Below are 12,705 nucleotides of genomic sequence, written 5' to 3' on the forward strand. Positions count from 1 at the left end.
GACGCGGCTGGTCGCGGCGCGGCTACAGTGCTCGTGTGCCGCTGCGCCCCCGGATCGTCGACGCCGCCGTCGCCGTGCTCGCCGCCGCGTGCCTCGTCGCGGGGGCGGTCGTGATCGGCGTCGCCCGCATCGTGCTCGACCGCTACCTCTACATCTCGGAGCTCGGCGCCCTCACGATGCCGACGGCCGAGCTCTTCCAGGTGGGCTTCCTGCTCGTCGTCGCGGGCATCGTGCTCGTCGGCGTCGTCGTGCGGGACGTCCGCACGCGGCTGCCGGTGCTGCGGCGCTGGGCGCCCGCGGCGTCGCTCGTCACCGCGGGCGGCCTCTTCCTCGTCGCGGCCGCCGTGCCGTGCTCGCTCGGCTGCCCGTCGCTGCTCACCGACGGGGCGCAGTGGCGCGACTGGGTGCACATCGCGGCCGCGGTGCTCGCCTTCGCGGCCGGCTGCGTCGCGATGCTGCAGTTCGCGACCGCCGGCGACCGCTGGGTCGCGCGCCTCTCGGCCGTGAGCGGCATCGCGGTCGGCGTGATCTCGGCCACCGGCGGCATCATCTCGCTCGCCCGGGGCAACACCGACATCGGCTCGACGCTCGAGTACGTGGCGGCTGGGCTCGGCGTCGTGTGGATGCTCGCGATGGTCGTCGTGCACACCGTCCCGACCCGTGCCGGCCGGCCGGTCGCGCCGGCCGACGCGCTCGTCGGCGCAGAGCGCTAGCGGATCCCGACCAGGAAGCTGCCCAGCCGCTCGCGGAACCACGCGAACATCGCGGCCTCGCCGTCGTCGCGCGCGGGGGAGACGAGCATCCGGCACCCGAGCTCGTCGCGCCAGGCCTCGGCGACGTGCAGCGGATGCACCGGGTCGCGCGGGCTCGCCAGCACCACGGTGGGCGCGGCGATGCGCAGCTCGCCCGGACGGTAGGCGACGTCCCGCGGGATCTCGAGCAGCCGGATGCGCCGCTCGGCAGCGAGCGGCTGCGTCAGCTGCGCCTCGAGTCCGTGCGCGTGCGCGAGCGATTCGTGCGCGATCGCCCGCCACGCGCCGGAGCGGTGCAGCTCGGCGAGCGCCCTGCGGGGCCGGTGCTCCTCGAGCAGCCGACCGAGCACGGGGAAGATCGCGAGGTTGGGCGGCAGCGGCTCGGTCGTGAACGCGGGCCGGACGAGCGCGACGCGGTCGAGCGGGAAGCGGCCGGAGCGGGCGATGATCGCCGCGAGCGCCGCCCCGAGCGAGACCCCGACGATCGAGACAGCCGAGCCGTCGCCCGCGCGGGTGCGCCGGTCGGCGAGCTCGTCCGCGACCTCGGCGGCGAGCGCCTCGAGCGCGAAGTCGTCGGGCTCGCCGATGAGCGTGCTCGAGCCGTGGGCGCGGAGGTCAGGCGCGAGCACCTGCACGCACGCGGGCACCGCGCCGTCGAGGTAGCCGTGCATCGCGCCCGCATCCGAGCCCAGCCCGTGGATGGCGAGCAGCATCAGCCGCGCAGGATCGCGAGCAGCCGGTCCGCGCGGTCGACGAGCATCGCGATCTCGTCCTCGTCGCGCTCGACCCAGACGTGCTTCGGCCGGCCGACCGGCACGAACTCGCTGTGCAGCTCCCAGACGAAGAGCGTGCGCTCGGCGCCGAGCACGTACTGCTGCCACCAGATCTGGCGCAGGTACTGCTTCGGCACCCGGTCGAACGGCTTCGACGTGGTCTTGATCTCGGCGAGCACGCTGCCGTCGTCGCTGACGCAGTCCGGCGTCGCGAGGTGCTGGCGGTCCGGCACCGCGTGGAAGAGCGCATCCGACGGCACGAGCGAGAAGTGGTCGTGCACCCACCGCGCGATGTGCGGCTCCCGCGCTCGACCGTGGTCGGTGAAGGCGTTCCCCGAGAAGCCGCGGAGCCCCATCTTCTCGCGCGCGACGGCCTCGACGGCGCGCGAGGTGCTGAGCCGCGCGGCGTCGGTCGCGGTGACGCCGCGCGAGCGGGCGCGCAGCCAGGCGATGCGGTCGCTCGAGCGCGCCACGATGCGGCTGGTGTGGCCCAGCACCGTCGGCTGATCGCCGAAGATGTCGAGCTGGAGCTGCATGCCTCCATCGTCCCACGCCGGACCGACGCGGGACGCGCCGCGCGCCGGGAGCGACGTGATGGGATGGCGGCATGACGCAGGCGTACGACGAGCTGGGCGAGGCCGACCAGGTCGGGGTGCTGCGCGGCGTCGCCCTGCGCGCGGCGGCGGCGTTCGGGCTCGAGGTCGAGGGCATGGCGCTCGCGCTGCACGGCTACAACACCACGTTCCGCGTCGACGTCCGCGACGGCCGGCGGCTCGCGCTCCGGGTGGGCACCAACTCGCACAGCACGCCGGCGCACGCCGTCGCGCAGCAGGCGTGGCTCGGCGCGATCGCGGCCCAGACCGACGTGCGCGTGCCCGAGCCGCTGCGCACCCCCGACGGCGGATGGTTCGTGTCGGTCGACGCCGAGGAGCTGGGTCGGGCGGTGCTCGTCGCGATGGCGAGCTGGCTCGAGGGCCCCGACGCGGAGGTGCTCGGGCCCGACTCGGCGCGAGCGCTCGGCCGCGCGATGGCGGCGCTCCACATGCAGTCCGCCGAGTGGGCGCCGCCGGCGGGCGGCGCGCTGCCGCGGCTGGACGCGCCGCTGTTCGGCGACCTCGACGTGCTCGACGACGCCCCCGGCCTCGCCGCCGACGACCGCTCGGTACTCGACACCGCCCGGTCGCGGGCGACGGAGGTCTTCGACCGGCTGCACCGCGGCGCCGAGGTGCGGCCGCTGCACGCCGATCTGCACGGTGGCAACCTGAAGTGGCACGAGGGGCAGCTCGCGGTCTTCGACTTCGATGACGCGGGGCTCGGGCTGCCGGTGCTCGACCTCGCCATCTCGACGTTCTACCTCCGCGGCGGCGATCCGGCCCTCGAGGTCGCGCTGCGCGAGGGCTACGCCGAGGTCGCCCCGCTGCCGGACGTCGACCCGGCCGACGTCGAGGCGCTCATCGCCTCGCGCCAGCTGCTGCTCGCGAACGCCCTGCTCGTCTCGACCACCGCGGAGCACCGCGCGCAGGCCGCCGACTACACGGGCGTCGCGCTCGCGAGGCTGCGGCACTGGCTCGCCTCCGGCAGGTTCTCGCTCGACCCCGACCGGGGGTGATCAGGGGAAAGGCGACGCACAGGAAGCGCATAGGTAGACTGTGACGCCTCCACAGGATGCTCTGACGGAATGGATGGCATGACCGACACCGCTCAGCAGCAGCTGCGTGCACAGCCCCGCCTCACGCGCCCCGACGGGTCGCCCATCCGCATCGTCGTGGTCGACGACGAGCAGAGCCTCGCCGACCTCGTCGCCATGGGCCTCAAGTACGAGGGCTGGGACGTCAAGACCGCCGCGAACGGCCAGCAGGCGCTGCAGGCCGTTCGGGAGTTCCGGCCCGACGCGGTCGTGCTCGACATCATGCTCCCCGACATCGACGGCCTCACCGTCCTGCAGCGGCTCCGCTCCGCGGGCTTCGACGTGCCGGTGCTCTTCCTCACCGCGAAGGACTCGCTCGACGACCGCGTCGCCGGGCTCACCGCCGGCGGCGACGACTACGTGACGAAGCCGTTCGGCCTCGAGGAGGTCGTCGCACGCCTCCGCGGCCTCATCCGTCGCACCGCCGCGACCGCCGAGGAGTCGAGCGTGCTCTGGGTGGGCGACCTGATGATGGACGAGGACTCCTACGAGGTGCGCCGCGGCGGCCAGCAGGTCGACCTCACGGCCACCGAGTTCGAGCTGCTGCGCTACCTGATGCGCAACCCCCGCCGCGTGCTCTCGAAGGCGCAGATCCTCGACCGCGTCTGGTCGTACGACTTCGGCGGGCGCGCGAGCGTCGTCGAGCTCTACATCTCGTACCTGCGCAAGAAGATCGACACCCTCGGCCCGCCCATGATCCACACGGTGCGCGGCGTGGGCTACCAGCTGCGCGCCGCTGAGTGAGCCCGGCGGGCGTGACCACCGGCCGACCGCACCCGTGAACCCGGCGACGTCCGCATCGCAGACCCGGCGCATCCAGAACCCGTCGTCGTGGTCGCTGCGCCGACGCCTGCTCGTGGTGGTCGTGACGCTGTTCGCGCTGCTCACCGCTGCCGTCGCGATCGCGAGCGTCATGACGATGCGCGTCGTGCTCGAGACGCGCGTCGACGAGCAGCTCACCGAGCTGGGCAACCGCACCGCGGTCGAGGTCGAGCGCGCGATGGCGACGGGCACGCCGGCGCTCGTCGACCCGCGCAGCGCGCCCGCCGGGGCGCTGTTCGCGGTGCAAGAGGGCGACGCCCTGCGCGAGGCCTTCATCCTGACGAAGACGCAGACGGAGCAGGCGCTCACCGCCGCCGGCGAGCAGGCCGTGCTCGCCGTGCCCACCGGGAGCATCTCGAGCGCCACCCTGCCGGGCTACGGCTCCTACCGGGTGGTCGCGCACGACGTCGGCGGCGCTCGCGTGCTCGTCGGGCTCTCGCTCGCGGACGCCAACCAGACGCTCGCCGCGCTCGCGTTCGTCATCGCGGTCTCGGCCTTCGCCGCGGTGTCGATCGTGCTGCTCGTCGGCGACATGATCATCCGGCGCGCGCTCCGCCCGCTCACCGCCTTCATCGCGACGACCGAGCGCATCTCGCAGCTGCCGCTCGCCTCGGGCGATGCGCAGCTGACCAACCGGGTGCGGATCGAGGAGCCCGCGTCGGAGGTCGGTCGTGTGCAGGAGAGCATGAACCGGATGCTCAGCCACATCGAGGAGGCGTTCGACGCGCGCGCCGCGAGCGAGCGGCGGGTGCGGCAGTTCGTCGCCGACGCCTCGCACGAGCTGCGCACGCCGCTCGCGGCGGTGCGCGGCTACGCCGAGGTGACGCGCAAGCACGACGACGACCTCCGCCCCGACTCGCGCGAGTCGCTCGAGCGCATCGAGGCCGCCGCCCGCCGCATGCAGGCGCTCGTCGACGACCTGCTGCTGCTCGCACGCCTCGACGAGGGCCGCGAGGTCGAGCGCGCCGAGGTCGACCTGTCGCTGCTCGTGGTCGAGGCGGTCGCCGACGCGCAGGCCGCGGGTCCGGAGCATCCGATCGCCCTCGAGCTCCCCGAGGAGCCCGTGACGGTCGCGGGCGACGCGCTGCGGCTGCAGCAGGTGATCGCCAACCTGCTCGCGAATGCCCGCGTGCACACGCCCGACGGCACCGCGATCGACGTCACGCTCCGGGCGGACGGCACGCACGCGATCGTCCAGGTGGTCGACGCCGGACCGGGCATACCTGTGGAGCAGCAGCGCACGGTCTTCGAGCGCTTCGCGCGCGGCGACTCGTCGCGCTCGCGGGCGACGGGCTCGTCCGGCCTCGGGCTCGCGATCGTGCAGGCGCTCGTCGACGCCCACCACGGCGCCATCCAGCTCGAGAGCGAGCCGGGCCGCACGGCCTTCACGGTGCGGCTGCCGCGCTGGCAGCAGGCGCCGGCCGGCGCGCTCCGCGAGACTCCGCTCGCCGCAGAGGCGTAGGGCAGGGGCGTAGGTCCGACCGCGCCAGGTTGCGCCGCGCATCCGTCGTGCCGTAGTCTGATGCCATACCAAAGACCGCTGGTCGCTGGTGCGTGCCCGCAAGGGTGTGCAGCAGTCGAAGGCTCGCCCAGGAGCGACGTCCCGCGCAGGTGTGACACCCCGTCGAGGGTCGAGCTCCGTGCGCGTGCGCCGGAGCTCTTTTCATGTTTGAGCCAGGGAAGCCAGCAACGACGCAAGGAGCACCATGGCGAACAAGGAAGCTGCGGTCGCCGAGCTCTCGAACCTCTTCGAGACCTCGAACGCCGTTCTGCTGACCGAGTACCGCGGTCTCACCGTCGGCCAGCTGAAGACGCTGCGCCGATCCATCAGTGAGCACGCGACGTACGCCGTGGTGAAGAACACGCTCACCAAGATCGCAGCCAACAACGCCGGCATCTCGGCGTTCGACGAGTCGCTTGCCGGCCCGTCCGCGATCGCATTCGTGCACGGCGACCCTGTCGCCGTCGCGAAGGAGCTGCGTGCCTTCGCCAAGGCGAACCCGGCGCTCGTGGTCAAGAACGGTTTCTTCGACGGGAACCCGCTCACGGCCGACGACGTCAACAAGCTCGCCGATCTCGAGTCCCGGGAGGTGCTGCTGGCCAAGCTGGCCGGTGCCTTCAAGGCCTCGCTCTTCGGCGCTGCCTACATGTTCAACGCTCCGCTCGCCCAGGCCGTTCGCACGGTCGACGCGCTGCGGATCAAGCAGGAGTCCGCGGCCGAGTAAGGCCCGGTCGATACCAGAAACAAGGAGAAGACGATGGCAAAGCTGTCGACTGACGAGCTGCTCGAGCAGTTCAAGGAGCTCACCCTCATCGAGCTCAGCGAGTTCGTGAAGGCGTTCGAGGAGACCTTCGAGGTCACCGCCGCCGCTCCGGTTGCTGCCGCTGCTGCCCCCGCAGCCGCTGCTGCCGCCGAGGAGGTCGAGGAGAAGACGGAGTTCGACGTCGTCCTCGAGGCCGCCGGCGCGAGCAAGATCCAGGTCATCAAGGTCGTCCGTTCGCTGACGTCCCTCGGCCTCGGCGAGGCCAAGGCACTCGTCGACGGTGCACCCGCGACGGTGCTCGAGGGCGCCAAGAAGGACGACGCTGACAAGGCGAAGGCTGACCTCGAAGAGGTCGGCGCGACGGTCACCGTCAAGTAGCCTGCATCACTTGCGAAGGGCCGCACCCGCGAGGGTGCGGCCCTTCGTCTGTGCGTCGCCGGGTCGGGCGGCGCCCGCGGCGCGGGCTGCCGCACGACGCGGCGAACGGGGTCGGCGCCCGGCGCTACGGTTGACCCGATGAGCATGATGGGTGGGGGCGGCGGCCGTGGCGGCCGCGTGGCGATGCGCGACGAGGCGGCGCAGAAGGCGGTCAACGCCGACGCCCCGCGCGTCCCCGACCTGGGCCGGCGCATCATGGCGCTCTTCGCGCCCCACCGGTCGGCGCTCACCCTCACCATCGTGCTCGTGCTGCTCGTCGCGACGATCACGGTCTTCCCGCCGCTGCTCACCCAGCGCGTGTTCGACGAGGCGCTGTTCCCTGCGGCCGGCGGCCCGAACCTCGAGCTGCTCTGGGTGCTCGTCGGCACGATGGTCGCGCTGCTCGTCGCCGCCAACCTGATCGGCGTCTGGCAGACGTGGATCACGTCGAGGGTCGGCAATCAGGTGATGGGCGAGCTGCGCAACGCGCTGTTCGAGCGGCTGCAGGGCATGGAGCTCGCGTTCTTCACCCGCACGAAGACCGGCGTCATCCAGTCCCGCCTGCAGAACGACGTAGGCGGTGTCGCGAACGTCCTCTCGAGCACGGTCTCGTCGGTCGTCGGCAACACCGTCACCGTCATCGCGAGCCTCGTGACGATGCTCATCCTGTCGTGGCAGCTGACGATCGTCGCCGTGCTGCTCACCCCTGTGCTCGTGCTGCTGCAGCGCCGCGTCGGCCAGGTGCGCGCGCGCATCGCGACCAAGACGCAGGAGTCGCTGAGCGACATGACCGCCATCACGCAGGAGTCGCTGTCGGTCTCCGGCATCCTGCTGGCGAAGGCCTTCGGCCGCCAGGCCGACGAGTCCAAGCGCTACCGCGACGAGAACGACCGCCAGATCGACCTGCAGGTGCGCCTGACGATGAGCGGCCAGACGTTCTTCGCGCTCGTCTCGATCTTCATCTCGGTGCTGCCCGCGGTCGTCTACCTCATCGCCGGCTTCCTCATCGTCGGCGGCGACGCGGCGGTCACCGCCGGCACGCTCGTGGCGTTCACGACCGTGCAGGCGCGGCTCCTCATGCCGCTCATGGGCCTGCTGCGCGTCGCGCTCGACCTGCAGACGTCGGGCGCGCTCTTCGCCCGCATCTTCGAGTACCTCGACCTCGTGCCCGCGATCGAGCCGCCGGCCGACCCGAAGCCGGTCGACCCGGCGCGGCTCGGCGAGGTCGCGTTCGACGACGTCGAGTTCCACTACCCGGATGCGAAGGAGGGGGAGCGGGCGACGCTCGACGGCGTCTCCTTCTCGCTCGAGCCCGGCACCTTCGCGGCCTTCGTCGGGCCGTCGGGGGCCGGCAAGACGACGATCGGCTACCTGCTGCCGCGCCTGCACGAGGCGACCGCCGGTGCGGTGCGCTTCGCGGGCGTCGACGTGCGCGAGCTCGACCCCGCGGCGCTCACCGACAACATCGGCATCGTGAGCCAGGAGCCGTACCTGTTCCACGCCACCATCGCCGAGAACCTGCGCTACGCCAAGCCCGACGCCACCGATGACGAGCTCGACGCCGCCACCCGCGCCGCGAGCATCTACGACACCATCCACCGCTTCCCGGACGGCTACGACACGATCGTGGGGGAGCGCGGCTACCGCCTCTCGGGCGGCGAGAAGCAGCGCATCGCGATCGCGCGCGTGCTGCTCAAGGACCCGGCCGTGCTCGTGCTCGACGAGGCGACGAGCGCGCTCGACACCGTCTCGGAGCGCGTCGTGCAGGCCGCGCTCGACGAGGCAGCGCGCGGTCGCACGACGCTCGCGATCGCGCACCGGCTCTCGACCATCCGGCACGCCGACGTCATCTTCGTGATCGACGCCGGGCGGATCGTCGAGCAGGGCACGCACGACGAGCTGCTCGCCCGCGGCGGCACCTACGCGACGCTCTTCGCGCAGCAGGCGCGCGGCTGACGCGACCGCGGCGTCGCGTCAGGCGGAGGCGTCCTCGGCGACCGCGTCCGGGTGCGGCAGGTCGGCGACCGCCGTCCGCCATGACTGGGCGAGCGCATCCGGGTCGGCCGCGAAGTCGGCGTAGCGGCATCCGAGCCCGTTGGGCTTCACCCGGATGCCCTCGGCGTCCCACAGCGGCCGCGCCTCCGCGAGCAGGTTGGCGGGCAGGTCGCCGGAGGCGTTCGTGATGCGCCACCAGGTCACGTCGTGCCCGTAGGCCTTCATGATCGAGCCGACCTGGCGCGGGCCGATGCCGCAGACGGCGGCGATCGCGCCGTAGGAGGCGACGCGGCCGGGCGGCACCTGCTCGACGCAGCGCAGCACTCGCTCGATCACGAGCTCCCGCCTGGCGTCCACGCCCCCATCCTGCCCGCTGTCCCACCCAGCTGGCCGCACAACGCAAGCCCGCAAGACCCCATCCAGCCCCCAGCGAGGAGCCGACGCCCATCGGCCGCGGGATCGCGGGCTCGGGCTTGCGTTGTGCGTCGGGGGACCGGGGTGCGGCCGCCTCGCCGGGTTCAGCGGGCCGATAGGCTCGATCGTCAGTCAGGAGGCACGATGCGCTACGCAGAGTCGATCCTCGAGACCATCGGCGACACCCCGCTCGTGAGGCTCTCGAAGGTCACCGAGGGGATCGCCGCGACGGTGCTCGCGAAGGTCGAGTTCCTCAACCCCGGCGGCTCGGTCAAGGACCGCATCGCGCTCGCGATGGTCCTCGACGCCGAGGAGCGCGGGCTGCTGCGCCCCGGCGGCACGATCGTCGAGCCGACGAGCGGCAACACCGGCGTCGGGCTGGCGCTCGTCGCGCAGCAGCGCGGCTACCGCTGCGTGTTCGTCTGCCCCGACAAGGTCTCGGAGGACAAGCGCTCCACGCTGCGCGCCTACGGCGCCGACGTCGTCGTCACCCCCACCTCCGTCGCGCCCGACAGCCCCGAGTCGTACTACGGGGTCGCGAACCGCCTGACGGCCGAGATCGAGGGCGCCTACCAGCCCAACCAGTTCTTCAACCCGGCGGCCCCCGGCGCGCACGAGGTGACGACCGGGCCCGAGATCTGGCGCGACACCGACGGCCGCGTGACGCACTTCGTCGCCGGCGTCGGCACCGGCGGCACGATCACCGGCACCGGGCGCTTCCTCAAGCGCGCCTCCGACGGCGGGGTCGCCGTCATCGGCGCCGACCCCGTCGGATCGATCTACTCGGGCGGCACCGGCCGCCCCTACCTCGTCGAGGGCGTCGGCGAGGACATGTGGCCCGGCAACTACGACCCGAGTGTCATCGACCGCGTGATCGCGGTCGACGATGCGGCGTCGTTCGCGATGACCCGCCGCCTCGCGCGCGAGGAAGGACTGCTGGTCGGCGGCTCGAGCGGCATGGCCGTCGTCGCCGCGCTGCGGGTCGCGCGCGAGCTGCCCGCCGACGCGGTGCTCGTCGTGCTGCTGCCCGACTCCGGTCGCGGCTACCTGCAGAAGGTCTACTCCGACGCCTGGATGCGCTCCTACGGCTTCGCGGCGCCCGACGAGGGCACGACGGTGCGCGACGTGCTCACCGGCAAGGGAGCCGCCGCCGATGGCGGGGTGCCCGCGCTCGTCCACGCGCATCCGAGCGACACCGTGCACGACGCGATCGAGATCATGCGCGAGTACGGCGTGAGCCAGCTGCCCGTGCTGACCGCCGAGCCGCCGGTCGTCGTCGGCGAGGTCGCCGGCGCCGTCGACGAGCGATCGCTGCTCGACGCCGTCTTCGCCGAGCGGGCGCAGCTCGCCGACCCCATCGCCGAGCACGTCGGGCCGCGGCTGCCGCAGATCGGCATCTCCGAGTCGGTCGACGCGCTGCGCGCCGCGCTCAAGGACGCCGACGCGCTGCTCGTGCTCGACGAGGCCAAGCCCGCGGGGGTCATCACCCGCACCGACCTGCTCAGCTACCTCGCCAAGGAGGCATGACCGTGACCGACGCACCGGACCTCGGCTTCTCGACCCGCGCCATCCACGCCGGACAGGCGTTCGAGCCGCGCACCGGCGCGGTGATCCCGCCGATCTTCATGACCTCGACGTTCGTGCAGGACGGCGTCGGCGGGTTCCGCGACGGCTACGAGTACTCGCGCGGCGGCAACCCGAGCCGCGACGCGCTGCAGCAGCAGCTCGCGAGCCTCGAGGCGGGCACGCACGCCTACACGTTCGGCTCCGGCCTCGCCGCCGAGGACGCGATCCTGCGCGCCGTGCTGCAGCCGGGCGACCACGTGCTCATGGGCAACGACGTCTACGGCGGCACGCACCGGCTCGTGTCGCAGATCCACGCGCGCTGGGGCATCGAGATCACGACCGCCGACGCCTCCGACGTCGACGCCGTGCGCGCAGCGATGCAGCCGAACACGCGCATCCTGTGGGTCGAGACGCCCTCCAACCCGCTCATGAAGGTCGCCGACATCCCCGGCCTCGTCGAGCTCGGGCACGCCGCCGGCGCGATGGTGGTCGCCGACAACACGTTCGCGACGCCCTACCTGCAGCAGCCGCTCGTGCTCGGCGCCGACGTCGTCATCCACTCGACGACGAAGTACATCGGCGGGCACTCCGACCTCGTCGGCGGCGCGGTCGTGACCTCGGATGCCGACCTCGCCGAGCGCATCGCCTTCCAGCAGTTCGCGGTGGGCGCCGTCAACAGCCCGTTCGACGCCTGGCTGACGTCGCGGTCGCTCAAGACGCTCAGCGTGCGCGTCGAGCGGCACTGCCGCAACGCGCAGGCGGTCGCGGAGTCGCTCGTCGGCCACCCGGCCCTCACCGCGGTGCACTACCCGGGGCTGCCCGACCACCCGCAGCACGAGCTCGCGTCGCGGCAGATGCGCGGATTCGGCGGCATGGTGTCGATGCAGCTGGCCGGCGGCCGGGAGGCGGCGCTCGCGCTCGTGCAGCGCACCCGCCTCTTCCAGCTCGCGGAGTCGCTCGGCGGCATCGAGTCGCTCGTCTGCTACCCGACCGAGATGACGCACGCGTCGGTGCAGGGCACGGAGCTCGCGGTGCCGGACGACCTGCTGCGGCTCTCGGTCGGCCTCGAGGACGCCGACGACCTGGTCGAGGACCTGCGGCAGGCGCTCGACTCGCTCTAGCGCGGCCGTAGGGGCGGCGCCGCTAGGCGAGCACGAGCCGCGCGGCACCGCGCCGCGCCGCGCGCGCAGCGGCCGCCGGGAGGGACGCATCGCTGACGAGCACGTCGAGCTCGTCGAGCGCGGCGAAGGTCGACAGCCCCTGCACCCCCCACTTCGACGCGTCGACGAGCACGATCGTCTCGCGCGCCGCCGCGATGAGCGCGCGGTTCGTCTCGGCCTCCGCGAGGTTCGGCGCCGTGCAGCCGCGCTCGGCGTCGATGCCGTGCGCACCGAGGAAGAGCGCGTCGAGCCCGATCGACGCGGCGCTGCGGTTCGCGACCGGCCCGACGAGCGCGTCCGACCGCGTGCGCTCGCCGCCCGTGAGCACGACGTGGTCGTGGTGGGGGAGGGCGAGCGCGACCGACAGGGAGTTCGTCACGATCGTGAGCCCGGGCACCGCCCCGATGAGCCGCGCGAAGGCGAGCGTCGTCGTGCCCGCGCCGATGCCGATCGCCGTGCCCGGCCGCACGAGCGTCGCCGCCACCTGGGCGATGCGCGCCTTCTCGTCGCTGTGGAGCGCAGCCTTCGCGAGCGGGCCGGGCTCGTCGGTCACCGGGGATCGCGCGAGCCGGATGCCGCCGCGCACGCGCTCCGCGCGGCCCTCGCTGACGAGCCGATCGGCGTCGCGGCGCACCGTCATGGGCGAGACGCCGAGGGCAGCGGCGAGATCGGCGACGCGCGCCGTGCCCGCCGCGCGCACGTGGCTGAGGATGCGCTCGCGGCGCTCGACGTCGAGGAGCCCGGCCTCGAGCGCGGAACCGGGACGCGCGTCGCCCGGGCCCCGAGCCGGGACACCGGGACGTGATCGATCGTCGTCCATGTGCACACTTTCGCACACGAACGCGCAGGATCGCA

General features: G+C 73.0%; 13 protein-coding genes. 9 read left to right on the top strand and 4 right to left on the bottom strand.

What is annotated here, in order from left to right; all coding sequences use genetic code 11:
* The first annotated feature begins 35 nt into the window (after window positions 1–35).
* Window positions 36–713 carry a DUF998 domain-containing protein gene (locus ABIB37_RS07530; protein ID WP_354258748.1) on the top strand — a complete coding sequence of 226 codons (678 nt, stop codon included), beginning with the start codon at window positions 36–38 and terminating at the stop codon, window positions 711–713.
* On the opposite strand, the gene ABIB37_RS07535 is transcribed toward ABIB37_RS07530, so the two are convergent.
* Entirely contained in the window at window positions 710–1,465 is a 756-nt protein-coding gene (locus ABIB37_RS07535; protein WP_354258750.1) for an alpha/beta fold hydrolase, read from the bottom strand. The genes ABIB37_RS07530 and ABIB37_RS07535 overlap by 4 nt on opposite strands.
* The gene (locus tag ABIB37_RS07540) at window positions 1,465–2,061 is read right to left on the bottom strand and encodes a YqaJ viral recombinase family protein (protein WP_123696197.1); all 597 of its coding nucleotides are present in this window, start codon (window positions 2,059–2,061) and stop codon (window positions 1,465–1,467) included. Before ABIB37_RS07540 ends, ABIB37_RS07535 begins: the two co-directional genes overlap by 1 nt.
* A gap of 71 nt (window positions 2,062–2,132) precedes the next feature.
* Here ABIB37_RS07540 and ABIB37_RS07545 point away from each other — a divergent pair, with 71 nt between their 5' ends.
* The 6 genes from ABIB37_RS07545 to ABIB37_RS07570 all read left to right on the top strand — a co-directional run bounded on the left by ABIB37_RS07545 (window position 2,133) and on the right by ABIB37_RS07570 (window position 8,671).
* A complete protein-coding gene (locus ABIB37_RS07545) occupies window positions 2,133–3,134 on the top strand; it encodes a phosphotransferase enzyme family protein (RefSeq protein ID WP_354258753.1) in 1,002 nt (333 codons plus the stop codon).
* 78 nt (window positions 3,135–3,212) lie between these two features.
* Window positions 3,213–3,956, top strand: a complete 744-nt coding sequence (locus ABIB37_RS07550; RefSeq protein WP_123698394.1) for a response regulator transcription factor — start codon at window positions 3,213–3,215, stop codon at window positions 3,954–3,956.
* Window positions 3,957–3,990: 34 nt separating this feature from the next.
* Window positions 3,991–5,496, top strand: a complete 1,506-nt coding sequence (locus ABIB37_RS07555) for a sensor histidine kinase (protein ID WP_354258756.1) — start codon at window positions 3,991–3,993, stop codon at window positions 5,494–5,496.
* Between the two features lie 244 nt (window positions 5,497–5,740).
* Window positions 5,741–6,259 carry a 50S ribosomal protein L10 gene (gene rplJ / locus ABIB37_RS07560; RefSeq protein WP_123696194.1) on the top strand — a complete coding sequence of 173 codons (519 nt, stop codon included), beginning with the start codon at window positions 5,741–5,743 and terminating at the stop codon, window positions 6,257–6,259.
* Window positions 6,260–6,292: 33 nt separating this feature from the next.
* On the top strand, window positions 6,293–6,676 hold the full coding sequence (rplL, locus tag ABIB37_RS07565) for a 50S ribosomal protein L7/L12 (RefSeq protein ID WP_123696193.1): 384 nt from the start codon (window positions 6,293–6,295) through the stop codon (window positions 6,674–6,676).
* 138 nt (window positions 6,677–6,814) lie between these two features.
* Window positions 6,815–8,671, top strand: coding sequence for an ABC transporter ATP-binding protein (locus ABIB37_RS07570; RefSeq protein ID WP_354258759.1), 1,857 nt, complete (start codon window positions 6,815–6,817; stop codon window positions 8,669–8,671).
* Between the two features lie 18 nt (window positions 8,672–8,689).
* Here the strand turns inward: ABIB37_RS07570 and ABIB37_RS07575 are convergent, their stop codons facing one another.
* Entirely contained in the window at window positions 8,690–9,067 is a 378-nt protein-coding gene (locus ABIB37_RS07575; RefSeq protein ID WP_354258762.1) for an MGMT family protein, read from the bottom strand.
* Between the two features lie 201 nt (window positions 9,068–9,268).
* Between ABIB37_RS07575 and ABIB37_RS07580 the strand changes: the two genes are divergently transcribed.
* Window positions 9,269–10,651: a cystathionine beta-synthase gene (locus tag ABIB37_RS07580; RefSeq protein ID WP_354258765.1), complete on the top strand. Its 1,383-nt coding sequence runs from the start codon at window positions 9,269–9,271 to the stop codon at window positions 10,649–10,651.
* A complete protein-coding gene (locus ABIB37_RS07585; protein WP_354258767.1) occupies window positions 10,648–11,811 on the top strand; it encodes a cystathionine gamma-synthase in 1,164 nt (387 codons plus the stop codon). The genes ABIB37_RS07580 and ABIB37_RS07585 overlap by 4 nt, the downstream gene beginning before the upstream one ends.
* A gap of 22 nt (window positions 11,812–11,833) precedes the next feature.
* On the opposite strand, the gene ABIB37_RS07590 is transcribed toward ABIB37_RS07585, so the two are convergent.
* Window positions 11,834–12,670 (bottom strand): DeoR/GlpR family DNA-binding transcription regulator, encoded by an 837-nt coding sequence (locus ABIB37_RS07590; RefSeq protein WP_354258770.1) that lies wholly within the window; start codon window positions 12,668–12,670, stop codon window positions 11,834–11,836.
* Between the last annotated feature and the right edge of the window lie 35 nt (window positions 12,671–12,705).

The organism is Agrococcus sp. UYP10 (genome assembly GCF_040547205.1).
In the GTDB taxonomy this organism is placed as follows: domain Bacteria; phylum Actinomycetota; class Actinomycetes; order Actinomycetales; family Microbacteriaceae; genus Agrococcus; species Agrococcus jenensis.